General features: G+C 62.0%; 23 protein-coding genes and 1 pseudogene. 6 read left to right on the forward strand and 18 right to left on the reverse strand.

The window, feature by feature from the left end:
* Positions 1-283: pseudogene (locus CCOS865_RS15440) on the forward strand (hypothetical protein); the annotation flags it as partial.
* A 53-nt stretch (positions 284-336) separates the two neighbouring features.
* On the opposite strand, the gene CCOS865_RS15445 reads toward CCOS865_RS15440, so the two are convergent.
* The 9 genes from CCOS865_RS15445 to CCOS865_RS15485 form a co-directional block, all read right to left on the reverse strand.
* Entirely contained in the window at positions 337-1,599 is a 1,263-nt protein-coding gene (locus tag CCOS865_RS15445) for a DUF6396 domain-containing protein (RefSeq protein WP_244216124.1), read from the reverse strand.
* Positions 1,599-3,395, reverse strand: a complete 1,797-nt coding sequence (locus tag CCOS865_RS15450; protein ID WP_119142328.1) for a phospholipase D-like domain-containing protein — start codon at positions 3,393-3,395, stop codon at positions 1,599-1,601. Before CCOS865_RS15450 ends, CCOS865_RS15445 begins: the two co-directional genes overlap by 1 nt.
* Positions 3,392-6,103: a type VI secretion system Vgr family protein gene (locus CCOS865_RS15455; RefSeq protein ID WP_119142330.1), complete on the reverse strand. Its 2,712-nt coding sequence runs from the start codon at positions 6,101-6,103 to the stop codon at positions 3,392-3,394. Before CCOS865_RS15455 ends, CCOS865_RS15450 begins: the two co-directional genes overlap by 4 nt.
* A gap of 406 nt (positions 6,104-6,509) precedes the next feature.
* A complete protein-coding gene (locus tag CCOS865_RS15460; protein WP_119142332.1) occupies positions 6,510-6,911 on the reverse strand; it encodes a hypothetical protein in 402 nt (133 codons plus the stop codon).
* Between the two features lie 57 nt (positions 6,912-6,968).
* Positions 6,969-7,346, reverse strand: a complete 378-nt coding sequence (locus CCOS865_RS15465; protein WP_119142334.1) for a response regulator — start codon at positions 7,344-7,346, stop codon at positions 6,969-6,971.
* A gap of 44 nt (positions 7,347-7,390) precedes the next feature.
* Positions 7,391-8,617, reverse strand: a complete 1,227-nt coding sequence (locus tag CCOS865_RS15470) for a hybrid sensor histidine kinase/response regulator (RefSeq protein ID WP_119142336.1) — start codon at positions 8,615-8,617, stop codon at positions 7,391-7,393.
* The gene (locus tag CCOS865_RS15475; protein WP_119142338.1) at positions 8,611-9,186 is read right to left on the reverse strand and encodes a chemotaxis protein CheB; all 576 of its coding nucleotides are present in this window, start codon (positions 9,184-9,186) and stop codon (positions 8,611-8,613) included. The genes CCOS865_RS15470 and CCOS865_RS15475 overlap by 7 nt, the downstream gene beginning before the upstream one ends.
* On the reverse strand, positions 9,183-10,004 hold the full coding sequence (locus CCOS865_RS15480; protein WP_119142340.1) for a CheR family methyltransferase: 822 nt from the start codon (positions 10,002-10,004) through the stop codon (positions 9,183-9,185). The genes CCOS865_RS15475 and CCOS865_RS15480 overlap by 4 nt, the downstream gene beginning before the upstream one ends.
* The gene (locus CCOS865_RS15485; RefSeq protein WP_119142342.1) at positions 10,001-13,462 is read right to left on the reverse strand and encodes a response regulator; all 3,462 of its coding nucleotides are present in this window, start codon (positions 13,460-13,462) and stop codon (positions 10,001-10,003) included. The genes CCOS865_RS15480 and CCOS865_RS15485 overlap by 4 nt, the downstream gene beginning before the upstream one ends.
* Before the next feature lie 260 nt (positions 13,463-13,722).
* On the opposite strand from CCOS865_RS15485, the gene CCOS865_RS15490 reads away from it, so the two are divergent.
* Positions 13,723-14,082 carry a response regulator gene (locus tag CCOS865_RS15490; RefSeq protein WP_119142344.1) on the forward strand — a complete coding sequence of 120 codons (360 nt, stop codon included), beginning with the start codon at positions 13,723-13,725 and terminating at the stop codon, positions 14,080-14,082.
* A gap of 39 nt (positions 14,083-14,121) precedes the next feature.
* On the opposite strand, the gene CCOS865_RS15495 is transcribed toward CCOS865_RS15490, so the two are convergent.
* From CCOS865_RS15495 to CCOS865_RS15510, 4 genes are all read right to left on the reverse strand, one after another.
* On the reverse strand, positions 14,122-16,224 hold the full coding sequence (locus tag CCOS865_RS15495) for a sensor domain-containing protein (RefSeq protein ID WP_119142346.1): 2,103 nt from the start codon (positions 16,222-16,224) through the stop codon (positions 14,122-14,124).
* 139 nt (positions 16,225-16,363) lie between these two features.
* Positions 16,364-16,864, reverse strand: a complete 501-nt coding sequence (locus CCOS865_RS15500; protein WP_119142348.1) for a GNAT family N-acetyltransferase — start codon at positions 16,862-16,864, stop codon at positions 16,364-16,366.
* Between the two features lie 170 nt (positions 16,865-17,034).
* Complete coding sequence (locus tag CCOS865_RS15505; RefSeq protein ID WP_119142350.1) at positions 17,035-17,439, reverse strand: RidA family protein; 405 nt, start codon at positions 17,437-17,439, stop codon at positions 17,035-17,037.
* A 69-nt stretch (positions 17,440-17,508) separates the two neighbouring features.
* Entirely contained in the window at positions 17,509-17,721 is a 213-nt protein-coding gene (locus CCOS865_RS15510) for a PLDc N-terminal domain-containing protein (RefSeq protein WP_119142352.1), read from the reverse strand.
* Positions 17,722-17,850: 129 nt separating this feature from the next.
* Here CCOS865_RS15510 and CCOS865_RS15515 point away from each other — a divergent pair, with 129 nt between their 5' ends.
* On the forward strand, positions 17,851-18,600 hold the full coding sequence (locus CCOS865_RS15515) for an SIR2 family NAD-dependent protein deacylase (RefSeq protein ID WP_119142353.1): 750 nt from the start codon (positions 17,851-17,853) through the stop codon (positions 18,598-18,600).
* Positions 18,601-18,632: 32 nt separating this feature from the next.
* Here CCOS865_RS15515 and CCOS865_RS15520 read toward each other — a convergent pair whose 3' ends face one another.
* Positions 18,633-19,349 (reverse strand): class I SAM-dependent methyltransferase, encoded by a 717-nt coding sequence (locus CCOS865_RS15520; RefSeq protein WP_119142355.1) that lies wholly within the window; start codon positions 19,347-19,349, stop codon positions 18,633-18,635.
* Between the two features lie 198 nt (positions 19,350-19,547).
* Between CCOS865_RS15520 and CCOS865_RS15525 the strand changes: the two genes are divergently transcribed.
* Positions 19,548-20,078, forward strand: coding sequence for a P-loop NTPase family protein (locus tag CCOS865_RS15525; protein WP_119142638.1), 531 nt, complete (start codon positions 19,548-19,550; stop codon positions 20,076-20,078).
* Here the strand turns inward: CCOS865_RS15525 and CCOS865_RS15530 are convergent.
* Genes CCOS865_RS15530 through CCOS865_RS15540 form a run of 3 tightly spaced genes read right to left on the reverse strand, consistent with a single transcriptional unit; the run spans position 20,059 to position 23,037 of the window.
* Positions 20,059-21,078, reverse strand: a complete 1,020-nt coding sequence (locus CCOS865_RS15530) for an NADP-dependent oxidoreductase (RefSeq protein WP_119142357.1) — start codon at positions 21,076-21,078, stop codon at positions 20,059-20,061. The genes CCOS865_RS15525 and CCOS865_RS15530 overlap by 20 nt on opposite strands.
* 1 nt (position 21,079) lies before the next feature.
* Positions 21,080-21,865 (reverse strand): SDR family NAD(P)-dependent oxidoreductase, encoded by a 786-nt coding sequence (locus CCOS865_RS15535; RefSeq protein WP_119142359.1) that lies wholly within the window; start codon positions 21,863-21,865, stop codon positions 21,080-21,082.
* Positions 21,866-21,924: 59 nt separating this feature from the next.
* Positions 21,925-23,037, reverse strand: coding sequence for an alkene reductase (locus CCOS865_RS15540; RefSeq protein ID WP_119142361.1), 1,113 nt, complete (start codon positions 23,035-23,037; stop codon positions 21,925-21,927).
* Between the two features lie 149 nt (positions 23,038-23,186).
* Between CCOS865_RS15540 and CCOS865_RS15545 the strand changes: the two genes are divergently transcribed.
* Entirely contained in the window at positions 23,187-23,762 is a 576-nt protein-coding gene (locus CCOS865_RS15545) for a TetR/AcrR family transcriptional regulator (RefSeq protein WP_119142363.1), read from the forward strand.
* A gap of 112 nt (positions 23,763-23,874) precedes the next feature.
* Entirely contained in the window at positions 23,875-24,462 is a 588-nt protein-coding gene (locus CCOS865_RS15550; protein WP_119142365.1) for a biliverdin-producing heme oxygenase, read from the forward strand.
* A gap of 18 nt (positions 24,463-24,480) precedes the next feature.
* On the opposite strand, the gene CCOS865_RS15555 is transcribed toward CCOS865_RS15550, so the two are convergent.
* Complete coding sequence (locus CCOS865_RS15555; protein WP_119142367.1) at positions 24,481-25,968, reverse strand: PucR family transcriptional regulator; 1,488 nt, start codon at positions 25,966-25,968, stop codon at positions 24,481-24,483.
* Positions 25,969-26,091: the final 123 nt, after the last annotated feature.

A 26,091-nucleotide genomic window follows, 5' to 3' on the forward strand; every position in this document is an offset into this window, starting at 1 on the left:
CGGCGATGACTACAAGGTGGTGTTCGTCGGCGATGCGGCGATGGCGCCGTACGAGATCACCCAGCCGGGGGGCAGCGTCGAGCACTGGAACGAAGAAGCCGGGTATGTGTGGATGCAGCGCTTCGTGGAGAAATTCAAGAAGGTCGTGTGGATCAACCCGTATCCCCGGCAGACCTGGGATTACACCGCGTCGACCCACCTGGTGCGGGACCTGGTCGAGGACAAGATGTATCCGCTGACCCTGCAGGGGCTCGAGGATGCGATGAAATACCTGTCCAAGTGATTTTTTAGTGTCTGTGCGGGCCTCATCGCGTCAGATAATCCTAACCAGAATGTTCAACCGAGCAACCCCCACCTCACGCGCTCATTACGTTGGACAATCTTGTCCCGAAGCGGCCATAACCGTGGTTCCGGCCAAGTCATCAAGTGCAGGGGCATGACCTCACCTTGCTCAAAGTAACGAACATGCTCGGTCCAACTGGTCCAAACGATTTTCCAGTAGCCGCTTTCAGGGCAAGCCTCGCCACTCAAACAGGTCATGACCGGGAAGTTGGTTTCATTAAACGCCGGTGAGCCCGGCATGGGCTTGCCGGTGACTGGATCGAGGACTTTGGCCTGGGCCATTTTGTGGATCAGGACCTCGCTGGGTCTTTCTGGAGGGACATTGGCCAAGCGTGCTTCCAGCCATTGCAGCTTACCGTCCCACGGCGGCAACTTGGCAGGCGGTAGCGGGACAATGTCGTTGATCTCTGGAACTTTAGGGTCCGCGTAGGAGTAACTGGCGAGGATGTGCCAAATTTTGTTGTAGCGTTCAGCACGTTCCAGATCCATCTGTTGCGCGAGAAAATGGAGGGAGTTTTCTGGCTCAGGGCCTCGAAATCCATCATCCAAATAACCGGCTGCGTGTTCATAGCCTGCGGCGGTTCCCATTTGAAACAACTCAAGCGCTTCACGGTACTGTCCAGTGCGTCTCAAGTTCACAGCGAGGGCTACAGCAGCCGCACCGTGGCCTTGCTCCGCAGCACAGCGGCGCATCTGCCGAGCAACCGCAGGAGCGATATCAATAGGGGCCAGTTTTTCCCCGACAGCGTACTGAGCTTGCGCGTTACCTTCGTCCGCGGCCTTGCGAAGGTACCTCATGGACATATCGGGATCCTGCCTCAATCCTGCTGACCCTTGCTTTAAGAAGTAACTCACGAATAAATAGCCCGTTGCTATGCCCGCACCAATGAGTTCCTCGCTAAACCGCAGATGCTCTCGGCCTGTTAATTTGAAACGCCCACGCATGGCGCCGTTCTGCAAATTAATATTTGCTTTATGATGGCCATTTTCCGCAGCTATTCGATACAATCGCTCGACGTCCGCATCCACTTGCGAAACTCGCTTGAGCTGATTATTTTTTTGCAACCAGCGCGCGTAGTGAAAAATCATATCAACGTCATTCGGCACAACTGGATCTTTTTCGTGCACGCACGTGAATGCCAGCCTGACGCCGGCACTATTAAGCGGTTCCATGGCATTCCCCCCCGACCCTTTTATGACACTTCCAACTACGTGCCCACTCAGAAAAAACACCGCCACAAGCAACAGCCCGCGCATCAGTCCAGATCTTTCATAGTTGCTTCATCGTAAAAAAACTCCACAAGCGCAGCGATTGGCCCACTCTTACCTTGATGACGCTCTTTGTTATCAGTAATTATCTGGTGCCAATCTTTAAACGCCTTTTTAGGGTTATCCTGCCCCCCTTTTCCGCCTGTATGCAGATCCCACAACCTTCGCCGCATCGCCTTCGTCACACTCGGCCACTCATGCGCAATATTCAGTTCGCTGTCCACCTGCATACTGCGAGTATTGATATTGGCCGACCCCAACGTGGTGAACACGTCGTCGATAATCATCAACTTGCTGTGGATATACACCGGCATCCATGGCCGGCCTGCTGGCGAGTCGGGGGCGACCAGTGAGCACACGTGAATCTTCAAGCCTGGGATTTCTTCCGGTTTGATCACGCTGGCATTGATGGCTTCGGTCTGCGCCTCCAGCTTCAGCGTGCCCATCCGGTCACGCGGGTCCAGTGGCGCCGGGATCTCTCGCCTGGCCTGTTCGATGCGCTGCAGGCGAGTAACCTCAGGGATGGTGTCGGCACGCCCGAGGCTTTCGAGCACGCGCTGGGTTTTGGCGGTGCCCGCGCCTATGGCGTCGTCGCTGGCGTTGGTGACCACGAACAGGTGCAGCACGCCATGCAACCCGGGGTCGCGGCCCTCGGCAGTCTGCATCGCGGCGGCGCGCTTGATCGCCTCGGCCAGTGGCGGCCAGCGAAAGTACTGATTCTCGATGTAGATGAACTGGGTGGCGTTGTTGATTGCCTGCAGGTAAAGCTGCTCGATTTCACGCAAACCCTCCTGCGCCTGAGTGCGCAGCAACTGCGCCATCTGCGGAGTGCCGTGGTGGCATTGAAGCTTGCGCCCGACCTCGATCGACGAGCGTGCCTTGAGCAGTTCTTCACCGGTCTCCTTGGTCCAGGCCATGGCAAAGTTGTGGTGCAGATGCTCCAGGATCGGCCCGCTGACCCGGCTGGAAATATCCTGTCGCGGGGCAAAGCCGCGCGGGCCGCGATTGGGTGCGGGGCGGGTGTAGTCACTACGGTTTAGCGCCGAATGCGCCGGGGTATCCCAGTACTCGTCCAGCATGTTGTGACCCATGACAAAGCCGACCGCTTGCTGCGGCAACTCGTAGTCAACCAGCACACTTTTCTGATGATGGGTCGGAACGCCCATCAGCGCCGCGATCATCTTCAAGCCGATTTGCCGATCCAGGCTGCCCTTGCTCACCTCCTTGTAAATGCGCAAGCGCTCACGGGCGCTAAAACCTCGACTGACAAACAGCGGCACCCCAGCGGCGATGCGTTGTACTGCCTTGTTGCCTGCGACCTCGAAGTCCTTGAACCAGTCGATGTCTTCGCTGTACTGGCGGTCGGTGGAACTTTGCAGCGCCCGATCCCAATCCAGGAGCACACGACCGAAGTGCTGGCTCTTGCCTGGTAAATTGGCCTCACCGGCCGCACCGGCGACATTGGCTGGCATTTCCCAGCCCAATACGCGCACGCGCACACCTTGCGCCGCCTTGCTCTTGAGCAGCTCGCCAATGCTCGGTGCGTTGCCGTCGCGAATGAAAAACATCGACGGCTGAAACCCCCAGCAAATGATGTCGATCGTCTTGGTCGCGTTGGCAATCGCGTGGTGCACGGCCGCAAATGTTTCTTCGCCGTTGATCAACGGCGTGAACGTGGCGATTTCAGGGTGGTACTGGCTTTCCTGAACAAACCAGCGAGGGACACAGGTCACCGTGCGGGTGTGCTTCAAAACGAGCGGTACGACGATATCGGCCTGCTTCATTGAGGGTCTCCTTGTGTGTCGACGAGTCCGTCGAGGACCCCTGCGTACTTGACGCGGTGATCGCTGTGGGTCGATGGCTGGCCCACTTCGGGATGTGTCTGCGGGGTATGGTTAAGCAGGCCGAGGTTGGCCAGGTGGGCTTGCGGGGGATTGCGATATTCACCCGGGACCGGGATCTGAAAGCTGGTGCCATTAGCCATCTGCAGGCGGTATTCCCGCGTCACGACCTGATGATCGATCCGCAACTCGGCGCCGTCGTCCAGCACGCCCTCCTTGAGCAACGCACCATCGGCATAAAGCTTGTAAGGCATACCTGCCCAGCTCTGCCCCGCCGCCTCGTGGGCGGACGGCACGCGCAAGCGAAACACTTGTGCAGACAGGCTTTGCGGGTACTCCAGAAAACTCGCGGTCATGCTCGCTGGCCCGCTGTAATCGAACATCGCCGCCTTTACGTTGTAATCGCCCTCTGTCCCGGATTCGATGCCGTTCGCGTCCAAGGTGATGTAGCTGCCACCGGCGTTGAGGGTGATTTTCTGCTTCGCGGTAATGAAGACCTGGTCTTCGGTACTGGTGATCTCCAGCCCCTGGCGCGCCATTAGCGACAAACTGTCGTTTTGTGCCTGGACCGTCACTGGCCCCTGGTTGGCAATCAGCTTGATACCCAGCTTGCGAACAAACAGGCTGAGGCCCTGCCCGACGCCAACAAACAAGCGCTTGACCACGCTAAGGTCAGCCTCGCCGCCCGCGTTGAGCATCAGGTTGCCCTGCGCCGCCAGTTGCAGGTGCTTGCCGCTGGTCAAGGCGATGCCATCCGGAGCGCTGAGCAGCACCACCGCAGCCTTGAGCTCATCGAGCTGATCGCGCAGCAAGGCCAGTTGCGCCGCCACGTCGGCCGGCTCGGCTTGGCTGGCCTCGGCATCGACTGACAGTTGTTGCAGTTGATCACCGGCATCCTGCAGGCGACGCTTGGCGGCACTCATCTCCAGCACCGGGCCCTGCGCCTTGGCTTGCGCATCGGCGGTGATGAAGACGCCTTTACCACCGCGCAGCACACTCCATGCGTCGGTGCGCAGCTCGACGCCTTCACCGCGTTGCTTCTTTTGCGCATCGACCAGATGGCCAAGATTCAGCTGGCTCTTGCCCCCATGTTCGGTACTGAGTTTGATGTGCTCCTGCCCACGGGTGTCGTCCATGCGCAGCTTGTTGTTGGCCGGGGTACGCAAGACATTGCGCTTGTAGTTGCGCAAGGTGACGTGGTCGGGGTTCTGGCTGTCGTGCAAGGCGTGCGCGATGTACGGCCGATCCGGATCGCCATGCTCGAACGCTACCGCCACTTCGGTGCCGCAGATCAGCGGCAGATGCAGGCCGTGCGTGTCGCCGGCATACGGCCGGGCCATCCGCAGCCAGACACTTTCTTCACCAGCCTTCCACGTATCGCGATCGAACAGGAAGCTGACGCGGTACCGGCCTTCCAGGTCGATATGGCCGTAAGGATCGTTGGCTCGGTTACTGGTCACCCGCGCCGGCACGGTGCCGGCCATTTGCGGCTTGGCCCCCAGCGGCGGACGAAAACACACCGTCTCCGAGTAGGGAATGGCCTCGAAGTGGGTCAGCAGACTGCTATCGCGTGTTGCTTCAAGGGTTACGCAAGTGATCACCGCACCGGTACCGAACGCCTGCGGCGCGCCATCGGAGATTTTCAGCACCTGGCCAGGCGCAAGGGCTGTGCTACTGCTGACACCACTGAGGCGCGTCTGCTGGTTGAGAAAGCGTTCGTGGTTCAAGCGCGCATAGAAGTACCCACTCTCGCTGAGCAGGTCCTCGTCCTGATCCAGGGCATCCCCGAGTGCCATGTAGGGCTCGGCGTAGTGATAGCCCTCGCCATAGGTGGTAGTCGCACCCCGGGTCTGATCGACTTCACCGTCGAGGTAGGCCCGGGCATCACGGTGGTGATAGGCACGCACATTGATGTGCTGTTCCACTACTCGATGGCAGGCCTGCAGGTCCCAGACAGCATCCTTGCCGCTGCTGCTCATACCCGATGGCGGCCGGCAGGGCAGCTTTACATTGAACTGATAGTGGCGCTGGTCGTCATGAAACTCGATGACATCAATGGACAACCGGTCATCACTGACAACGCGATACCAGATACCGACCTCGGCCAACAAACGACTGATGAAGGCCAGGTCACTCTCGCCGTACTGCATGACCTGCTCGCGCCGGGGGTAGTCACGCACCAACTGGAAGAGAAAATGTTGCCCTTCGAACTGATGCCGACTGCGCAACACGCTCTCGACGATCTCCGGCACCGACTGGTGCTGGTAGATGCGGTACTGTTTGCCCCGCCCGAGCAAGGCCAGGTGCGCTTCCAGGGTGATTTCATAGCGGGCTTCGTCCCTGGAGTCGGACAGACGCTTGAAGCCGGTGATCACGCCGTGCAGTGTGCGCAGCGGCTTCACCGGCGGTAGGCTGAAGCCCGGCAGCGGCCGCTTCTCCGGCGGCGCATGGAGGGTGAAACTGGCGTCCCGGCCAAGCATTTGTTCGACCGCGATATCTTGCGTGACCGAGGTGAACTCTACGGTGTATTTAAACGGTCGGCTCAACCCTTCATGGCCTTTGAAGGTCAAGACATCAAGTACGGCAGCAACACCGCGAACTTTGAGTTGATGGCGACTATGATCGAAGAAGGTAAGTAATTCGTTAAGCATATCCTTGCCTCTATAAAACCCGACCGTGGTTAAGTTTCAACTGCACTTTCGAACGCACAACCCATATCCCAGCCGCCAAGACAGTGCAGCCGAGTACACAGCGCACAGCTCAGCGCCTGCTCACCAATAACGAGCGAACGGAAATGATCGAACGAGAACAAAACGCTAACTGTTAACTGGCGAACGTCCCGACAGCGACACGAGCCCGCTACATTCACGCAGAAGCAGTTCAATGAACTTGATAACTTAGGCGCCCTTCACAACAACGTAGCGCTCAGCGCAGTAACTCCGAACTACCATAGCGCCAACATTGTCACTGCTCCACCCCAAATAGGCCTTTGGGAAATGCCCTACTTTATTAGGTTAAAATTCCTACAGAAGGACCTATATCGATAGGCGCCAACGCTCAAGCGTCGCGCAACAAGTCGTGAGCATCGAGCAACCTAAACGCCACCTGCGGGTTGCGCTCCAGCCCACGGCGGATCGCGGCGGGGATGGCCTGGCGGGTCTTGCGGCACAGGCCGGGTTGCTCGGCCAGTTCGATGTTGATGCCGCGCATGCTGCGCACTTCATTGAAGCTGGGGGCGATGCGCACGCGGATGCCGAGTTGCTCGTACATCAAGTGCTGGAGGCGCTCGAGGTCTTCCAGGCCTTTGAGGTTTTCCAGGCGATCGAGCAGGCGCTTTTCTTCCTGGCGGGTCAGGCGCAGGATGCGCTGGGCGGCCTCAGGCGAGGCTTGCAGATGCTCGCGCCCGCAATTGCAGGCGCCTGGGGGACAGGGTTGGCGCTGGTCGGGAGTGGTGGTCATGGGGCAAGCATAGCCGCTGACCTTGCCATGAGCGATGCCAACCGCTAGCGACGCGGCTCAGCGCAGCAGCAACTGGATCTGCTCATGCAGCGTGTTGAGGTCGAACGGCTTGGCCAGGATCGGCGCCTTGCGCGCGATCGGGCTGCCCGACTCGAGGATCTCCGCCGGGTAACCACTGATGAAGATCACCTTCAGGTCAGGGCGCAACTTGACCGCCGGCTCTGCGATCTGCACACCGGAAATCCCGCCGGGTAATCGGTAATCGGTGACGATCAGGTCCAGGTGCGGCTTGCTCGCGAGGATCTCGAACGCCTCTTCGCCATTTTCCGCCACCAGCACGTGGTAGCCCTCGAGGGAAAGATAATCCCGCAGGATCATCCGGATCGCCGGTTCGTCTTCGACCACCAGCACCACATCTTGTGCATCTTCGCTCATGACAACGCCTTGAAATTCAATAAGTTGGCCATCTGACCCCAGGCTTACACAGAGGTTGCCTGGGCCTGGTCGGTTTGTGCTGACAAGGCCGCGAGCGGCAGCAGCACGCTGAACGTGGCGCCCTTGCCCTCCTCGCTGTCGACCCGGATGCGGCCGCCATGGGCCTGCACGATCTGCTCGGAGATATACAGCCCCAAACCCAGGCCGCCACTGGCCTGCAGAGCCGCTACGCGCTCGAACTGCTGGAAGATCCGCTGCTGGTTGCCAGCGCTGACGCCGATGCCCTGGTCCTGGACCTGCACCCACGCCATCCCATCCTGGGCGAATACCCGCACCTGCACCGGTCGTCGCTCACCGTACCGCAAAGCATTGGACAACAGGTTGGCTACTACCTGTTCAATCCGAAATTCATCCCACTCGCCGGCCAGCGCCTCGCAGCGCTGCAGCTCGATATACGTGTCGAGGGCGTTGGCCTGGGCGGTGAAGTTCTCCACCAGGCCGCGCACCAGCTGGGCCAGGTCGAAACGCTTAGGCCGCAACGAGAGCTTGCCGGTGCGGATGCGCGACACATCGAGCATGTCTTCGACCAGGCGGATCAGGCTGTTGATCTGCCGTTCGTCGCGCTCGACCATCGCCTGCAGCTTGTCTTCGCTGAACGCCTCGAGGTTGCCGCGGGCCAGGTGCATCTTGCGCAGCTGGGCTTCCAGGATCAGGCCGTTGAGCGGTGTGCGCACCTCGTGCGAGACGATCGACATGAAGTCGTCGCGCATGCGCACCGCACGTTCCAGTTCGCCGCGCGCCACCTGCAGCTGGCCGAGCAGCAGCTCCTGCTCCTGGCGGCTGCGCTCCAGGGCCTGGAGTTGGCGGTCGAGGACCTTGCGCTGGCGATAGAGGTCGACGAACACCGACACCTTGCTCTTCACCGCCAGGGTGTCGAGCGGCTTGTGCAGAAAGTCCACCGCACCGCTCTCGTACCCCTTGAACGCGTAGTTCATCTCTCGCCCGGCGGCGCTGACGAAGACGATCGGGATGTTCTTGGTTTTTTCCGTGCCGCGCATCAGCTCGGCCAGCTCGAAGCCATTCATGCCCGGCATCTGCACATCGAGGATGGCCAGGGCGAACTCGTGTTCGAGCAACAGCCCCAAGGCCTGCTCGGCGGACTGCGCCTGGTGCACTTCGCGGTCGTCACCGTTGATCAGGGCGTTGAGCGCCAGGAGGTTTTCCGGCAGGTCGTCGACGATCAGCAGTTTGGCGATGATTTGGCTTAGCATGCGCTGGGTTCCAGGGTCACGAGCAATTGCCCAATGCCGCTCAGAGAAAGTATGTGGTCGGGGCTGTGCAGGGCCAACGCGGCCTCCGGCATAAACGCGACCTGTGCGTCTTGGGGGTCCTGGACCACGGTCCGGCCCCCGCATTGTTTTATGTAGGCGAGCCCTTGCGCGCCGTCTTCATTGGCGCCGGTCAGCAGCACGCCGAGCAAACCCGCGCGGTAGGCATCCGCCGCCGAGGTGAAGAGAAAGTCGATCGCCGGCCGCGAGAAGTGCACCGGTGCTTCCTGGCTCAGCGACAGGCTGAAATCGCGCTCCACCGACAGGTGATACCCCGGCCCCGCCACGTAGATCAGGCCGCGCTCGATCTGCACCTTGTCGCCCGCCTCACGCACCGGCCGGCCGATCTTGCGCTGCAGCACTTCGGCCAGTTGGCTGTGGCGGTCGTCTGGCAGGTGCAGCACGCAGAGCACCGGGATCGCGAAGCGTTCCGGCAGGCCGCCCAGCACCGCGAACAGCGCCGCGACGCCGCCCGCCGAGGCACCGATAACGATCGCTTCGATACCGTTCATGACTTGCGGAAGATCCGTTCGGGCTTGACCAGCGGCTCGAAACGGTCGCCATAGGCGGAGAAGTCGACCGACTCTTTACTGCCCAGGACGAGAAAGCCGCGATGGCACAGCGACTCATGGAACAGCCCCAGGGCACGGTCCTGCAGGTCCTTGTTGAAGTAGATCAGCACGTTGCGGCACGACACCAGCTGGGTTTCGGAAAACACGCTGTCGGTGGCCAGGCTGTGATCAGCGAAGGTCACGTTGTCACGCAGGCTGCTGTCCATGATGGCGTTGCCATAGGCAGCCGTGTAGTACTCGCTGAAGTCGCGGCGGCCACCGGCCTTGCGGTAGTTCTCTTCATAGCCTTGGATGCTCGGCATCGAGTAGATGCCCTGCTTGGCTTTTTCCAGCGAGTGCGGGTTGATGTCGGTGGCGTAGATGATGGTCCGCTCGAGCAGGCCTTCTTCGCGCAGCAGGATGGCCATCGAGTAGACCTCCTCGCCTGTGCTGCAGCCGGCGATCCAGATCTTGATCGACGGCCAGGTACGCAGCAGCGGCACGACTTCCTCACGCAGTGCGAGGAAGTGCCCGGGGTCGCGAAACATCTCACTGACCGGGATGGTCAGGAACTGCAGCAACTGCATGAACATGCCCGGGTCGTGCAGCACCCGCTCCTGCAGCGCCGACACCGTGCGGCAGTCGAACTGGCGCACGGCGTGAAGGATCCGGCGCTTGATCGAAGCGCCGGAGTAATCGCGAAAATCGTAGCTGTACTTGAGGTAGATCGCCTCGATCAGCAGCCGGATCTCGATGTCGGTGTTGCGCTCGCTAGTCAAATTCGCTCCAGTTGCGGCAGCCAGACCCGGATCAGGGAGAACAGTCGGTCCAGGTCGATCGGTTTGGCCAGGTAATCATTGGCGCCAGCCTGCAGACAGCGCTGCTGGTCGTCCTTCATCGCCTTGGCGGTCACGGCGATGATCGGCAGCTTGCGCCAGCGCGGTTGCTGGCGGATCAGCCGGGTCGCTTCGTAGCCGTCCATCTCCGGCATCATCACGTCCATCAGCACCAGGTCGATGTCGTCGTGCAGCTCGAGCTGCTCGAGCGCCTCGCGCCCGTTACGACCGATCTCGACGATGGCGCCCTTGTGCTCCAGGGCACTGGTGAGGGCGAAGATATTACGCACATCGTCGTCCACCAGGAGAATCTTGCGCCCCTCGAACACCTTGTCGCGGCTGCGCGCGGTCTTGAGCATGCGCTGGCGTTCGTTGGACAACTGCGACTCGATTTTGTGCAGGAACAACGTCACTTCGTCGAGCAGACGCTCTGGCGAGCGGGCGCCCTTGATGATGATCGAGCGCGAGTACTTGAGCAGGTCGCTCTCTTCTTCGCGGGTGAGGTTGCGCCCGGTGTAGACGATCACCGGCGGGAAGGCACGAATGTCTTCGGCGGTCATGCGCTTGAGCAGCTCGTTGCCGAGCATGTCCGGCAGCTTGAGGTCGATGATCATGCAGTCGTAGATGTTGTCGCGCAGAAGGTCGAGCGCGTCCTGAGCCAGGGCCACCGCGGTGATCTCGATGTCGTCGTCGCCGATCAGGCGGGCGATGCTTTCGCGCTGCAGGTCGTCGTCCTCGACCAGCAGGATGCGCTTGAGCTTCTGGGTCAGCTTGGCTTCCAGGCGGGCGAACACTTCCTTGAGCTCGTCACGGCTGGTTGGCTTGACCGCGTAGCCCACCGCGCCCATGTGCATGGCCGCCTCGATGCGGTCTTCGACCGAAATGATATGCACCGGGATATGGCGGGTGCTGGCTTGCTCCTTGAGGCGCTGGAGCACGGTCAGGCCGGAGTGGTCGGGCAGGCGCATGTCCAGCAGGATCGCGTCCGGCAGGTACTGCGCCGCCAGCTGGAAGCCCTCGTCGGCCCCTTGCGCGGCCAGGCAGCTGTAGCCCAGCTCGTGGGCCAGGTCGAAGAGGATGCGGGCGAAGTTCGGCTCGTCTTCGATCACCAGAATGCAGCGGTTGCTGAACGGCGCCAGCTCGCGGTCGTCGGTGAAGGCGTGCCGCGGCAGCGGTGCCGGCGGGGCGATCTTGGGCAGTGGCGGCATCTCGTCCACGGCCGGCCGCAGGCTGTGCACCTCGACCTGCTCGTCGTCCGACTCGTAGCGCTCAGGCAAGATCAGGCTGAACACGCTGCCCTGGCCCGGGCTGCTGTCGACGCTGATCTGGCCGCCGAGCAGGTGCGCCAGGTCGCGCGAGATCGACAGGCCCAGGCCGGTACCGCCATAGCGGCGGTTGCTGGTGCCGTCGACCTGGTGGAAGGCGCCGAAGATCGCCTGCTGCTGGTCGGGTGCGATGCCAATGCCGCTGTCGCGCACGGCAAATACGATGCCCAGGCCGGCCTGCTGGCTGATGGTCATGCTGACCTGGCCACGCTCGGTGAACTTGATGGCATTGGACAGCAGGTTCTTGAGGATCTGCTCCAGGCGCTGGCGGTCGGTGAACAGGCTCACCGGCAGCGGGTGCTCGAGCTGCACCTGGAAGTCCAGGCCCTTGTCTGCGGCCAGCGGCAGGAACATCCCGCGCAGGCCCTCGACCAGGCGCTCGACCTGGGTCGACTCGGGGCGCACCTCGAGCTTGCCGGCCTCGACCTTGGCGATATCGAGGATGTCGTTGATCAGGTTGAGCAGGTCATTGCCCGCCGAATAAATCGAATCGGCGAACTTGACCTGCTCTTCGCTGAGGTTGCCGTCGGCGTTCTCGGCCAGCAGCTTGGCGAGGATCAACGAACTGTTGAGCGGCGTGCGCAGCTCGTGGGACATGTTGGCGAGGAACTCGGACTTGTACTTGCTCGAGCGCTGCAGGTCTTCAGCGCGCGCCTGCAGCTCTTGCTGGGCCTGGTTGAGCTCGCTGTTCTTGCGGTCGAGGGCATCGGTACGGTCGGACAACTGCGCGTTGGTCTGCTCCAGCTCCGCCTGCTGGGTTTCCAGGTGGGCCTGGGACTCCTTGAGCACCCGCGATTGCTCTTCGAGCTCTTCGTTGGCGGTTTTCAGCTCTTCTTGCTGGACCTGCAGCTCTTCATTGAGCTGCTGGGTCTCGGCCAGGACTTCCTGCAGGCGCTGGCGATAACGCGCGCTTTCGATGGACATGCCGAGGTTCTCGGCAACGCGCTCGAGCATCTCCTGGTCGCGCTCGTCCAGCGTGCGCAGGAAGCCCAGTTCGAGGACGCCATTGATCCGGCCTTCGTCGCGGGTTGGCATCAGCAGCGCGCTGCGCGGCAAACCGCTGCCCAGCCCCGAGCTCAGGCGGAAATAGTCTTCAGGCAGTTGATTCAACGGCACCAGGCGCGCCTGGCGCACCGCCTCGGCCAACAGCCCCTCATGGCCGGCAAGTGACTGCGTGCGTACCTGCTCCTCGGCGCTCAGCCCGTAGCTGGCAACGCGCACCAGGTTGCCGTGCTCATCGCGCACATACAAGGCACCGACGACACTGCCAAGGTAGGTCGCGAAGAAGCGCAGAACATTGTCGCCGAGCATGGGCAGGGTCAGCTGGCCGAGCACTTGCTCGGCCAACTGGGTCTGGCCGTTGCGCAGCCAGGCGTTGTGCTCCAGGCGCTCGGTCGCCCGTTGCTGGGCTTGCAGGTTGCTGACATAGCTGTCGGACAGCGCCAGCAGGTCTCTGCGACCGAGGTAGGCCAGCAGCCCGCTCAAGGCCACGATAAACAGCACGAACGCCGTGATCGCCGTCGTTGTGACGGTACTGACGGTTTCGTTACGGGCTTGGCGCAGCTGCTGCTCGGAGGCGATGAACGTGTCGAACTCCTTGCGGATCTCGTCGGTGATGCGCTTGCCTCGGCCATTGCCAATCGCCGCCTGATAACCCCCCTGACTACGGCGCAGGTCGATCATCTCGCGGCCAAAATCGTTCCAGGCATGCTGCAGGGCGATCAATCGAGCGATGCGGTCAACCTGGGGTGGGTTGTCCGCGACCAGGTCGCGCAAACTCTCGAGGCTGCTGAAGATCCGCGGCTTGGCCACTTCATACGGGTCGAGGAAGCGCTCGTCGCCGGTGATCAAGAACCCGCGCATGCCGGTTTCCATGTCGATCGACAGCTTCACCGTTTCATTGGCATTGCCGATGACACGGTCGGTGTGCTCGACCCATTGCATGGCCGAAAGCAGGTAGTAGATCACCGCGACAAACGCCACGGCGCCTAGCAGGCCCACTCCCAGGGGCAAGCCGATGTTGCGGCTCAACAGCTTGCGGAAGCTTTGTTGGTCCATCGAGGCTGATTGAATCATCTGAAAACGCCTGAGCGAAAAAGTCCGTTGAATACCACTGGCGGTGACGCGCCTGATGTCATGGCGCCCGCGGGTCCCGTGTGCTGGTTCAAGGGCAAAGTCTAACCAGCTTTGCCACATCTGGCAGGGGCATTTAGCCAGTATTTGAGAACGGGGTGCGCCAATCGTTCCATCGAATTGCGCTGAACGTTATGCTGGGGAACTTCTGGCACTGCTCTAGGCACAGAGTAGAGACACTTCTTTTGTACAGGATCCCGAAAATGCACCTTCTGGTAGTCGAAGACGACGACATCGTGCGCATGTTGATGGTCGAAGTGCTCGACGAGCTGGGCTATACAGCCATCGAAGCGGACACCGCCACGGCTGCCCTGCGGATTCTCGAGAACCCCGATCAGGCGCTGGACCTGCTGATGACCGACGTCGGCCTGCCCGACATGCGCGGCGAGGAGCTGGCCGGCAAGGCGCGGGAGATCCGGCCATTGCTGCCGGTACTGTTTGCCAGTGGCTATGCCGAAAGCTTGAATGTGCCAGAAGGCATGCACATGATCGGCAAGCCGTTCAGCATCGACCAGCTGCGCGACAAGGTGGTGAGCATTCTCGGCACGCCTGACGCTTCCTAGGCAGCGTGCCGGACCCTGGGGCCGCGCTGCAGCCCCAAGTCAGTCGCCGCCCAGCTTGCTGATATGCGTCAGACGCTCGCTGGCCGGCGCCGGGCGCCCATAAAAGAAGCCCTGGAAGTGTGAACACCCCTCCGCCCGCAGGCGCTCCATCTGCTCGGCCGATTCCACCCCCTCGGCCGTGGTCTTGATCATCAGGCTGTTGGACAGCTCGGTAATCGCCCGAATGATCGACATCGCCTCGCGGCTGTCGCACATGTCGTGGACGAACGACTTGTCGATCTTGATCCGGTCGAAGGGGAACGAGCGCAAATACCCCAGCGACGAGTAGCCGGTGCCAAAGTCGTCCAGCGAAATCGACACCCCCAGGTCCTTCAGCGCGCGCAGGGTGCGCACGTTCTCCTCGCTGTTGCCGAGCAGCACCGATTCGGTGATCTCCAGCTCCAGGCGCAAGGCTGAAAGCCCCGAGTCGGCCAGCGCCAAGGTGACGATATGGACCAGGTTGGCGTTCTTGAACTGCACCGGTGACAGGTTGACCGACACCACCTGCTCGGTGCCCCAGGTCGCGGCCTCCTGGCACGCCAGGTTCAGCGCACGCGCGCCGATCTCGTGGATCAGCCCCGTTTCCTCGGCAATCGGGATGAAGTCCATCGGCATGATCATGCCACGTACCGGATGCTCCCAGCGCAGCAACGCCTCGTAGCCGGTGACGCTGTGGGTTTCCTGATCGACCACCGGCTGGTAATGCAGCTGCAACTGCCCCAGGTGCAGCGCGGTGCGCAGGTCGGTCTCGACCAGGCGGCGCTGGCGTGCGGCGACGTCGAGCTCGAGGTGGAAGCATTCGTAGCGGTTACGCCCGTTGCGCTTGGCCTCGTACAGGGCCATGTCGGCGTAGCCGAGCAGCTGTTCGGCCTGGTCATGGTCGTCTGGCGACAGGGCAATACCGATACTCACCCCAACGGTGAACTGGTGGCCTTCGATCTGGAACGGCGGCGCGATCGCCTCGATCAAGCGCCGGGCGGTCACACACGCAGCCTCCGGGTTGTCCAGGCTGGTCAGGACCACGGCGAACTCGTCCCCGCCCAAGCGTGCCAGGGTGTCATGCTCGCGCAACTCGCGGCGCAGGCGCTTGCCCAGCGCTCGCAGCAGCTTGTCGCCAAAGGCATGCCCCAGCGAGTCGTTGATGTTCTTGAAGTTGTCCAGGTCCAGGCACAGCGCGGCGGTCAGCTTGCCGCTGTCTTCGCCGCGCAGCAGGGCCTGCTTGAGGCGCTCGTGGAACAGCGTGCGGTTGGGCAGCCCGGTGAGGGCGTCGTGGTGGGCCATGTGGTGGATCTGCGCGTGAGCGGCCAGCTCTTCGGTGGCGTCCTCGGCGACGAACAGCACGTAGTCGGCCTGGCCGTCACGGTGCTGGCTGAGCAGCGCGCGGCTGCGCAGGGTACGCGGGCCGCAGGCGGTGTCGACCCGGGTCTCGGCCGAATAGCCCTTGCTGCTGCGCGCGCCACGGGCCAGTTGCTGCTCCAGGTACTCGACCGCCGCCGGCATCAGGCAGTCGCCTGGCAACTGGCCGATCATGCTCGCATTCTGCCCGCCAAACAGCCGTTCGGCCTGCTGATTGGCCAGCAGGATGCGCTGGCTGTGCAGGTCCTGGACGATGACGCTGGCGGGGATGTTGGCGATCACCGAATCGAGGAAGCGCGACAGGTTGGCCATTTCCTGGCTGTACTGTTCGGCCAGCACCTTGGCTTCGAGCAGCTCCAGCTCGTAGCGGTGGCGCTCGGAAATATCGCGGGTGACCTTGGCGAAGCCGACCAGTTGGCCCTGGTCATCGCGTACCGCGTCGATCACCACGTGTGCGCGAAACGCGCTGCCGTCCTGCCGCACGCGCCAGCCGTGCTCCTCGAAGCGGCCGGTGTGGCGGGCCTGCTCAAGGTTGTGCTCGGGCACGCCGGCGGCGCGATCCTCTTCTTCGTAGAACAGGGAATAGTGCTTGCCGACGATCTCCTCGGCACGGTAGCCCTTGGCCCGCTGCGCCCCCGGGTTCCAGTTGGCGACCACGCCTTCGGGGGTGAGCATGTAGATGGCATAGTCGACCACGCTCTGGATCAACAGCCGATACATGACGTCGGAGCTTGCGACTAGCGACATGGTTTTTCCCTGAACCTGCGACACGAACGGATAAATCCCAGGCCACGGAGGCCGGGCCTGGGACAAGACGTAATGGCATTATGCCGGGTGGAAAGTCGATTTGTGAACCACGTCACATTTTCTTGGCAACAAGACGCTGTCAGTGGGTGGTCGAGACGATCAGATAATTAAGCAGATTGGGGTCGTCGTCCAGCGTAATGCCATGCACCGGCCTCGGCAGGTCAGCCAGCACGGCACTGCAGAAGGCCAGGGCGACCGGGTCTTCGCGGTAACAGCGCAGCAGCCAGTCCGAGCCTTCGCTGCACAGCAGCAACTCGGCAACGGCCCGGCCGACACCTTGGCGACGGTATTTCTTCATGATGAACAGGTCGGCCAGCTCCAACGCATCGATGCCTGGCAGCTCGCTGCGCTCGACCAGCACGAACCCGGCGATGAAGCCATCCACCAGCACCAGGTTGGCGCTCCAGCCGGGCGACTGCCAGTAGCGGGCCAGGTGCGGCTCGTGAACGTAGAAACGGCCATCGACCTCGACGTCCTCCTGCTCCCAGTCGGACGACTCGTAGGCGTAGAACTGATACAGATTGCGGATCAGCGCTGCCTGGTCGGGGTCGGTCTGGAGGAGTTCGATAGGGGCTGACATGGGGATCCGGGAGGCAAAGAGAAAAGTGTATCGCTGCTGGGGGGCAGTGTCGCCTGGGCTGACGCCATCGCGGGCAAGCCCGCTCCTACGAATATGCGCAAGGGCTCTACTGACGCGGGGCAGGTAGGCGCGGGCTTGCCCGCGATGGCGTCAACCGGGATATAACCCAATCAGACAGCCGCCACCGCCTCGACCTCCACCAGCATGCCATCCAGCGCCAGCCGCGCTACAGGAATCAGCGTACAGGTCGGGGTCATCTGTCCCTCCCACGCCCGGTCAGCCGCCGCCACCCACTCACGCAAACGTTCCTCGGAGTGATCAACGATCAACAGCGTCAACTTGAACACCTGACCCAGGCCGGCGCCCTTGAAAGCCAAGGCCAGCCGAACATTCTCCAGCGCCTGCCGCGCCTGCTCGGCAAACAGCGGCGAGAGATTGCCCTCGGCATCTTCGCCGCCCTGCCCGGCTACATACAGCAAGCGGCTCCCGGCCCGTACCTCGGCAACATGTGAGTAGGCATTGCCGCTAGGGTCGTAGAGCCCGTCGGGGTTGGACAGCTGAAACGCAGAATTCATGAGATCGCTCCATCGAGTGAGAGAGCGACCGAGTATCAAACCTCTAGCAAGGTCGAGGTCAAGCGCCTTCTATTTTTCTTCCAGCACCGCCCGCCCCTTGACCGCGCGCGGCCCGCGCACCAGCCAGAACAGCAACCCTGGAATAGGCGCATAGACCACGAAGACGATCCACAGCATCTTGCGTTCGGCCCGTCGTTCACTGCCGATGATGTGCCAGATGGCGAAGATCTCCAGCAAGATCACAAACGCGGCGACGATGATCCAGATCGTACCGATTTCCATAAGCGTTCTCCCGTGAGCATGTACTGCGTTGGGTCGTGAGCGGTGCCGAGGGTTCATTCCGATGTTGTTGATCAGCACCCACACTGGCAGAGTAGTCGATTGCTCTGCCCTGCACGTCTGGAGACTGTCATGCACTTCGACCCTCGCCTGCTCGCCGATGCCCGTCATGTCGTGGTGTTTACCGGCGCCGGCGTCTCCGCGGAAAGCGGCATCGCCACCTTTCGCGACAAGCTGACCGGCCTGTGGGAGCGCTTCGACCCCGCCCAGCTCGCCAGCGCCGAAGGTTTCCGTCGCGACCCCGCACTGATCTGGGGCTGGTACGAGATGCGCCGGGCCGGCATCGCCGATGCCCGCCCAAACCCCGCCCACCTGGCCATCGCCGAGTTGGCCACGCGCGTGCCCCAGCTGACCCTGATTACCCAGAATGTCGATGACCTGCACGAGCGCGCCGGCAGCCACGACGTCATCCACCTGCACGGCCGCCTGGACGCCGCGCGCTGCTTGGCCTGCGCCCGGTCGGTCAGCAGCGCATTGGCGCTGCCCGAAGGCGCCCGCGACGGCAAACGGATCGAGCCCCCGCGCTGCGCCGAATGCGACGGGCCGCTGCGACCGGGCGTGGTCTGGTTTGGCGAGAGCCTGCCAGAGCAAGCTCTGAGCCGGGCCTTCCTGGCCGCGGCGGAGTGCGACCTGCTGCTGTCGGTGGGGACCTCCGGGGTGGTGCAGCCGGCGGCGTTGATCCCGGGGGTTGCGCTGGAGGCCGGGGCGCGGGTGGTGCATATCAATCCGCAGGTGAGCGGCAGCGGGCATGCGCGTGAGTTTGCCATTGCAGGCAAGGCCGGTGAGGTGTTGCCGAGGTTGCTGAGTGAAGCGTTCGCCTGAACGGCGAGAGGCGGCCGTTCAGGCAGGCTGGATCATGCGGTTTTGTAGGTTAGCCAGGCACCCCAGAACAAGCTGCTGAAAAATTGCGTGGTGTCGCCAAACCCGGCGTCATGCAACAGCTTTTGAACGGCAGCCTCTGAATGTGGGGGATCAGCGCCCTGCAGGATCTTGCCAAGCTTGACCTTCACTTCGTCGGGGCTGGCCCCCTGTTGCCGCCAGCGCTGTCCCCAGGCTTGCAGCAGTAATGGCTGAGAGGCGTAGGCATGGCGATTGCCGGCGACGATCAGCGGTGCACCCGGTTTGAGATGCGCATGGATCGAGCGCAGCAGTTGATGTTTGGCATCATCCCCCGGCACATGATGGAGTACCCCGATCAGGGTGGCCGCGTCGTATGACTGCGCGGCCACCAAGCCCTCGACATCCCCATGAACGATGTCCGTCCTATCCAGCAACTGGTGTGCTTCCAGCTGCTGCGTCGCGGCTGCAAGCATTGGCGCGGAGGGGTCAACGGCCGTAAACCGCCAGTGCGGTTCTAGCCTGGCCATGGCGATGATCTCCTGGGCCGTGCCGCCGGCACCCACCACCAGTATCTTCGCCGCGCCTGCATTGCCAAGGGTCGCGGCCAACATGCAGGCGGCCAGGTCGTGGCACGCGTCGTAGCCGGCCAAGGCAATGCGGCTCTGGGTGCCATACTCGCTGGCACGGGAGGTATCGAATTTATCGGGTGTATTGAGGGTGGCTGATTTCAAAGCGGCTCTCCTTATCCTCAGAACACGCTACGCCAGCCTTATCGATAATAAAAATTCATTAATTTTATAAGCTGCATTCCCATATGGAATGCAGGACTTGACGCGGCCAATGCCGCCACCGTGTACGGATGAATGCGAGAGCAGAAGGAAATCGGGTATCTTCCCACCCCGAAAACGACTGCATTCACGGAGGAAAACATGCGGATCTACATCACAGGTGCTTCCTGTGCTGGCGTGACGACGTTGGGCCAGAACCTTGCCACGCAACTCGGGTTGCGGCAGGCCGATGTCGATGACTTCTACTGGATGCCGACCAACCCGCCTTTCACCACCAAGCGGCCCGTCAGCGAGCGCGTGCCCTTGATCCAGCAGGCACTCGGTGAGGACGATTGGGTATTGACCGGCTCTTGTATGGTCTGGGGAGACGCACTCCTCGCTCAGGCCGATCTCATCGTGTTCGTCGTGACGCCAACCGCCGTGCGCCTGGAGCGCCTGGCCGCGCGTGAAAAAGCGCGCTTTGGGGATCGTATAGCGCCCGGGGGCGACATGCATGACATACATGTGGGGTTCAGGGAGTGGGCTTCGCAGTACGACGACCCCGACTTTTCAGGGCGCAACCGGGCGTGGCACGAGCGGTGGTTGTCAGGGCAAGCGTCTCCCGTCTTGCGCGTTGACGGGGCGAACAGTACTGAACAGATGGCTGCGCTCGTCATCGCGCATGCTGAATAACTTCCTCCATCGTCACGACAACCTTGCCTCTGGCACGTCCCTGCTCGACGTACTGCAACGCCTGCGCAGTCGATTGAAAAGGGAAGCAGCGGTCAATGACCGGTTTCAGGACGCCACGCTCTACAAGCGAGGTGACGTTACGCAGTTGTGTCCCGTTGGCACGCATGAATAAAAATGCGTAGCGGACTCCGTGATTGCGGACTTTTCTGCGGATACCGCTGCTCAGTAGTCGCATTACCTGCCTCACCACCCAGGGCAAGCCCTGCTCTCGGGCAAACTGCGCGGTCGGTGGCCCTGAAAGGGAAATCAGCTGACCGCCCGGCTTGAGCACCTTGACTGACTTTGCCAGAACATCGGCGCCGAGACTGTTCAACACCACATCGAAGTCGCTCACCGCGTCTGTAAAATCCTCCTGCGTGTAATCGATGACGACATCCGCCCCGAGCCCTTTGACCCATTCGACATTTGCCGTGCTGGTGGTGGTCGCGACAAAGGCACCGAGGTGCTTGGCGAGCTGGATCGCAAGGCTGCCGACACCGCCGGACCCTGCATGAATCAGCACCTTCTGGTGCTTCTGCAGCTGGGCGGTCTCGACCAGCGCCTGCCAGGCGGTCAGGGCGGCCAACGGCATGGAAGCGGCTTCAGTCATGCCAAGGTTCGCGGGCTTCAGCGCAAGCGCATGTTCGTCCACGGCAATCAGCTCGGCGAAGGTTCCGATCCGTGCCTCGGGGGGACGTGCATAGACTTCGTCCCCTGCCTTGAAGTGGCGTACCGCAGCCCCCGTACGGACAACGACGCCGGCCAGGTCATTGCCCAGTATCAAGGGCAATCCATAAGGCAGGATCAGTTTGAACGCCCCCGTTCTGATCTTCGAATCCAAAGGGTTCACGCTCGCTGCATGCACCCGGACCAGAACATCATGCGCGCCCACCTGAGGATCGGGCACCTCGCCAATCCTTCCATTCTGCTTGCCATAGCGCTCGATGAAAAATGCCTTCATCTCAACGACTCAAATAGCGTTGCGCCACGGCGGACTGTTTGATCTGCGACAAGAGCCCCTGGCGAGCAACCTGCAGGGTTTCCCAGCGCTCGCCTTCCTGCAGTGCAGGAATGGTCACCGGCTCGCGACGATCGAAGCCGAGCAGCGCTGCGTCGACCAGATCACCGACCTCCATGATTTCGCTCAACGTGTTGATGTCGATACCCGCGCGATCCCAGATCTCGGTGCGGGTGGCTGCCGGCAGAACGGCCTGTACATAAACACCCCGGGGCGAAAGTTCCACGCTCAGGCCCTGGGAAAGGAACAGCACAAATGCCTTGGTCGCCCCATAGACCGACATCCCGAACTCTGGCGCCAGGCCCACTACTGACCCAATGTTGATGATTGCGCCCTCACCGGCGTTGGCCAAGCGGGGCGCGATGGCGCTGGAAAGGCGAACCAGCGCAGTGGTGTTCAGGGCTACCAACTGCGCAACGCTGTCGGTGCTTTGTTCGATGAAGCTACCTGACTGCGCCGCGCCGGCATTGTTGACGAGGATGCTGATGCGCGAGTCATCGCGCAAGCGTGCTTCAACCGTCTGCAGATCGCTGATGTTGGTCAGGTCGGCCTGAAGCACTTCGACGGTGACGTTGTGTTCGTCGCGCAGCGTTGCAGCGAGCGTTTCCAGCCGCGAGTGGTCACGGGCAACCAGAACCAGATCATGCCCGCGCTGGGCGAAACGCTCGGCGTAAACCGAGCCGATGCCGGAGGACGCGCCAGTGATGAGAACGGTAGGACGAGTAGTCATGAGGTCAGCTCTATGCAGTAGGTGGATTGGGGTTGACGGGTGATCGAAATCAGACGGAATCAGCCAACTGGCTGAGTCGCCACAACACTTGCCTGGGCCAGCGTCGGGTAGTCGATGTACCCGGCCGCACCACCGCCGTAGAGCGTCGCGGGGTCGAATGCGGACAGCGGTGCATTGGCCTGGAACCGCGCCACCAGGTCAGGGTTGGCGATGTAGGGGCGGCCAAAGGCAATCAGGTCTGCCTTGCCTTGCGCCAGGTGTGCGGTTGCCAAGTCCAGGTCATAGCCGTTGTTGGCGATGTAGGTGTTGTTGAAGCGCTGGCGCAAGGCGGCAAAATCAAACGGCGCCACGTCGCGTGGCCCGCCGGTCGCGCCTTCGACGACGTGCAGATAGACGATGCCCAGTGCATTGAGTTGGTCGACGATGTAGTCGAACTGAGCCTGCGGATCACTGCTGAAAACCCCATTGGCCGGCGACACCGGAGAAAGCCGAAGGCCTGTGCGATCCGCGCCAATCTCGGCGATCACTGCGGCGGTCACCTCCAGCAGCAAGCGTGCGCGGTTTTCGATCGAACCGCCGTAGGCATCAGTACGCACGTTGGCGCCGTCCTTGATGAACTGATCGAGCAGATAACCGTTGGCACCGTGAATTTCTACACCGTCGAAGCCCGCTGCGATCGCGTTTGCCGCCGCTTGGCGGAAGTCGTTGACGATGCCCGCAAGTTCTTCAGTTTCAAGCGCTCGCGGTTCGGAGACATCCTCGAAACGATCGTTGACGAACACTTTGGTCGCCGGGCGCAGCGCGGAAGGTGCGACAGGCGCCGCGCCGTGCGGTTGCAGATCCACGTGGGAAACACGGCCCACATGCCACAGTTGCAGGAACATTTTTCCACCTTCGGCGTGCACCGCATCGGTCACTTTTCGCCATCCCGCGATCTGTGCCTGCGTGTAGATGCCCGGGGTGTCCTGATAACCCTGCCCCTGCTGGGAGATCTGCGAGGCTTCGGAAATCAGCAAGCCCGCACTGGCCCGCTGGCTGTAATAGGCGGCGGCAAACTCGCTCGGCACCAGGCCATCACCGGCACGATTACGTGTCAATGGCGCAAGCACCGCACGGTTGGCCAGCGTGAGGGCGCCCAGTGTGTAAGGGGTAAACAGGTTCAAGTCGCTCATGAGGTGGTTGTTCCGTGCCCGTTGATGGAGGTTGATGTCGCCTGCCATTAGGATGATGATCGAAATCTAAACTGTCAACGGTTTTGATTACGCCCAACATCTATGTATCATCCAGCCCTGTCATCTGCAGTGGTAGCGAGGTACCCAACATGCGCGTCAGCAAGGCTCAAGCCCAGGCAAACCGGGAGCACATCGTTGAAACAGCCTCGGTCATGTTTCGCGAGCGTGGTTTTGACGGGGTAGGCGTGGCCGACCTGATGGCCGCCGCCGGCTTCACCCACGGCGGCTTCTACAAGCATTTCGGTTCAAAAGCAGACTTGATGGCTGAAGCCTCGGCCAACAGCCTTGCGCGGTCACTGGTCAGTGCCGAGGCACTGAGCGTGCAGGATTTCGTCGACGTGTATGTGTCGAGGGATCATCGCGACGGGCGCGCCACCGGCTGCACCATGGCGGCATTGTGCGGCGACGCTGCACGGCAGTCCGGCGATCTGAAGTCGGCCTTCGCTGACGGCATCGAGCAAACGTTGCAAACGCTTGGCGAGAAATACCCCACCCGGCCGGATGCGCCGCCAGGTGAAACGCGGGAAAAAATGATCGACCTGCTGGCGCGCGCGGTCGGCGCCGTCATGCTCTCGCGCGCCTGCCCTGACGACTCGGCACTGGCCGATGAGATCCTGGCGGTGTGTCACGCGCAGATGACAGCATCGATATCCAGTGAATCGTAGTCGGCGTGCTAGCAACCTTTGCCGGGTTGAGCGATCTTAATAGTGCGCCAGGGATCAGCACTCACAACGGTGCGCATCCTGCACGCTTCACCCGCCCGCCATGGACACCCCGATGCCCGCGCTTTCCACGCCCCTCTCGCAAGACAGCCGCTGCAAACGCCTGAAGGCTTCCAGCAGCCGTGAGCACGACAGTGTCGACGCGCTGGTGATGGCCGCCCGGCCCTTCGAAGACCGCGAGCGCTATGCGCGCTTCCTGCACGTACAGCATCGCTTCCACGGCAGCCTGCTGTCGCTGTACCACGACGAACAGCTCAACCAGCGCCTGCCAGGGCTGCTGCAGCTTTCGCGTTTCGAAGCGGTCGAGACCGACCTGCGCGACCTCGGCCTGGCGCTGCCGCCCGCGCCGGCGCAGGTCAGCGCCAGTCCGGCGCAGGCCTTGGGCTGGCTGTATTGCAGCGAAGGCTCGAACCTCGGCGCAGCGTTTCTGTTCAAGCAGACCCAGCAGCTGGGCCTGGACGGCAACCAGGGCGCTCGCCACCTGGCGCCGCACCCGGATGGCCGTGCACTGCACTGGCGCGAGTTTGTGGCCAAGCTCGATGGGCTGGCGCTGGATGCTGAGCAAGACGCTCAGGTCGTTGCCGGCGCGATTGCGGCGTTCGACAGCTACCGTGCGCATTTGCGCGCGGTGTTTGCGGGGTGAGTGACCTGCCAGCCTGTTTCAGCAGTCCGACGCTTGCCCATCGGCTGCGATGTCCATTGCACGCAGTGCTATCCACAACGCGACGACGCCCTCGGTGTCATCCAGCGAACGCCCGGTGATTTCTTCGACTCGGCGAATCCGATAAACGAGCGTTTGCTTGTGAACGTTGAGGATCTGCGACGACTTTTGCCAGGAGCGGTTCTGCTCCAGAAATACCCGTAGGGTGTGGATGAGCTGACTGCCATTCTGGACGTCGTAGTCAATGAGACTGCCTATAACGCGGCCGTACATCCTGCGCGCCTGTGCCAGGTCGCTGGGTAACCAGAAGGCTTCATCCAGCGCGTTGGCGTAGTCCACTATTGGCCGGGCGGGCGTAGTATGCGCAAGCGCCAGGCGAGCCTCCCGCAAGGCTTCCGGCGCTCGCAGCCCCGCACCTAACGGTGCGCTGATCCCCACACCGCAGCCCAGCATCGATTGCAATGCTGCGCTGGCTGCGTGATCGGCGATCAAGATCACCAGTTCGTCACCTGCCTGCCTGGCCAGTACCTTCAGGTTTTGCCGGCTCAGCTCATGCTGCCAGTGGTCCGGAGCCGCTTGGTCAAGCTTGGCGAGCACCAGGCAAGCCGTCGCAGGCGGGCAGGCCAGCTGTAGCAAGCGTGCTAGCGCGGCAGGCTCGGACAGCCTCTGGTTGAGCACGTCATCGAGGAGCTCCGATCCCAGCCGCAGCATCCGCTCATGCTCACCCTGAACACGCTCCAGTTCGATAGCCAGGACCGACGCGATATGGTGGAGGATCCCGTAGTCGAGCAGTTGCCCACCCGTCGCAAGGATCGCGCACTCGGGCAACGCCGGTAAGGCCATTACCAGCGCTTCGTGCTCGCCATCATGGCAACGGGAGAGATCGTAGGTGAGACGCGCGCGGGCTCCCAATACCTTGCACCATTGCTCAGGCAATGCCGCCAGCCCTTTCTCCCAGGGAGCCAAGCTGCGCACATCGAACAGGTACAGCTCTGCCGAGACATCGGCCGCGAGCCTCGACACGAGGCCACTCAGCCCCAAGTGGCCTAGCCCGATCCTGGCGCTTTCATAAAGCCGTACCACCGCGCGACGGCGCTGATCCTCGGTCTGCTGGCGTGCATCGAGAATGGCCTTGGTGACGGCTGAAAACGGCACCGAGTAGTGCGTCGTCAATACCGGGAACCCGAGCAGCGAGGCTTGATCCTGCAATGCCCTGATGTCGTCCGGCGCTTGCATGTTTTCGCCAATCATCAGGCCCGCCACCCTGGCCTCGGACAATCGGATGACGTAGGCACGTTGCTGCTCGGCGTCGCGGGGGATGCCCATGCCCGTAGTCATCAGCAGATCGCCCTCCCCCAGCCATTCGCTAGGATCGGCCAATTCGCAAACATGCGCCCATCGCAAAGCGCTCAGCGCACCCTGCGCACCTGTGAGCAACCGGGTGCGCAGCGCTGGGTTGTCGATGATGTCCTGAATGCTGAATGACATGGGGTTTGACTGCCAGGCTGGGGATGCCGAAATGCACGGCGGCGCAGGTGACGCGTGGCCACAAGCGCCGCTGGGCGCTGCCCGTACCCTAGCAGTGACGTACATCGATCGTCGAGTCGGACG

It is taken from the genome of Pseudomonas reidholzensis, from assembly GCF_900536025.1.
GTDB classification, from domain to species: Bacteria; Pseudomonadota; Gammaproteobacteria; order Pseudomonadales; family Pseudomonadaceae; genus Aquipseudomonas; species Aquipseudomonas reidholzensis.

Bases quoted from the DNA above. Each gene is read 5' to 3' on its own strand.
- CCOS865_RS15445 (WP_244216124.1), bottom strand. From the start codon at position 1,599: ATGCGCGGGCTGTTGCTTGTGGCGGTGTTTTTTCTGAGTGGGCACGTA.
- CCOS865_RS15450 (WP_119142328.1), bottom strand. From the start codon at position 3,395: ATGAAGCAGGCCGATATCGTCGTACCGCTCGTTTTGAAGCACACCCGC.
- CCOS865_RS15455 (WP_119142330.1), bottom strand. From the start codon at position 6,103: ATGCTTAACGAATTACTTACCTTCTTCGATCATAGTCGCCATCAACTC.
- CCOS865_RS15460 (WP_119142332.1), bottom strand. From the start codon at position 6,911: ATGACCACCACTCCCGACCAGCGCCAACCCTGTCCCCCAGGCGCCTGC.
- CCOS865_RS15465 (WP_119142334.1), bottom strand. From the start codon at position 7,346: ATGAGCGAAGATGCACAAGATGTGGTGCTGGTGGTCGAAGACGAACCG.
- CCOS865_RS15470 (WP_119142336.1), bottom strand. From the start codon at position 8,617: ATGCTAAGCCAAATCATCGCCAAACTGCTGATCGTCGACGACCTGCCG.
- CCOS865_RS15475 (WP_119142338.1), bottom strand. From the start codon at position 9,186: ATGAACGGTATCGAAGCGATCGTTATCGGTGCCTCGGCGGGCGGCGTC.
- CCOS865_RS15485 (WP_119142342.1), bottom strand. From the start codon at position 13,462: ATGATTCAATCAGCCTCGATGGACCAACAAAGCTTCCGCAAGCTGTTG.
- CCOS865_RS15490 (WP_119142344.1), top strand. From the start codon at position 13,723: ATGCACCTTCTGGTAGTCGAAGACGACGACATCGTGCGCATGTTGATG.
- CCOS865_RS15495 (WP_119142346.1), bottom strand. From the start codon at position 16,224: ATGTCGCTAGTCGCAAGCTCCGACGTCATGTATCGGCTGTTGATCCAG.
- CCOS865_RS15500 (WP_119142348.1), bottom strand. From the start codon at position 16,864: ATGTCAGCCCCTATCGAACTCCTCCAGACCGACCCCGACCAGGCAGCG.
- CCOS865_RS15505 (WP_119142350.1), bottom strand. From the start codon at position 17,439: ATGAATTCTGCGTTTCAGCTGTCCAACCCCGACGGGCTCTACGACCCT.
- CCOS865_RS15510 (WP_119142352.1), bottom strand. From the start codon at position 17,721: ATGGAAATCGGTACGATCTGGATCATCGTCGCCGCGTTTGTGATCTTG.
- CCOS865_RS15515 (WP_119142353.1), top strand. From the start codon at position 17,851: ATGCACTTCGACCCTCGCCTGCTCGCCGATGCCCGTCATGTCGTGGTG.
- CCOS865_RS15525 (WP_119142638.1), top strand. From the start codon at position 19,548: ATGCGGATCTACATCACAGGTGCTTCCTGTGCTGGCGTGACGACGTTG.
- CCOS865_RS15530 (WP_119142357.1), bottom strand. From the start codon at position 21,078: ATGAAGGCATTTTTCATCGAGCGCTATGGCAAGCAGAATGGAAGGATT.
- CCOS865_RS15535 (WP_119142359.1), bottom strand. From the start codon at position 21,865: ATGACTACTCGTCCTACCGTTCTCATCACTGGCGCGTCCTCCGGCATC.
- CCOS865_RS15540 (WP_119142361.1), bottom strand. From the start codon at position 23,037: ATGAGCGACTTGAACCTGTTTACCCCTTACACACTGGGCGCCCTCACG.
- CCOS865_RS15545 (WP_119142363.1), top strand. From the start codon at position 23,187: ATGCGCGTCAGCAAGGCTCAAGCCCAGGCAAACCGGGAGCACATCGTT.
- CCOS865_RS15550 (WP_119142365.1), top strand. From the start codon at position 23,875: ATGCCCGCGCTTTCCACGCCCCTCTCGCAAGACAGCCGCTGCAAACGC.
- CCOS865_RS15555 (WP_119142367.1), bottom strand. From the start codon at position 25,968: ATGTCATTCAGCATTCAGGACATCATCGACAACCCAGCGCTGCGCACC.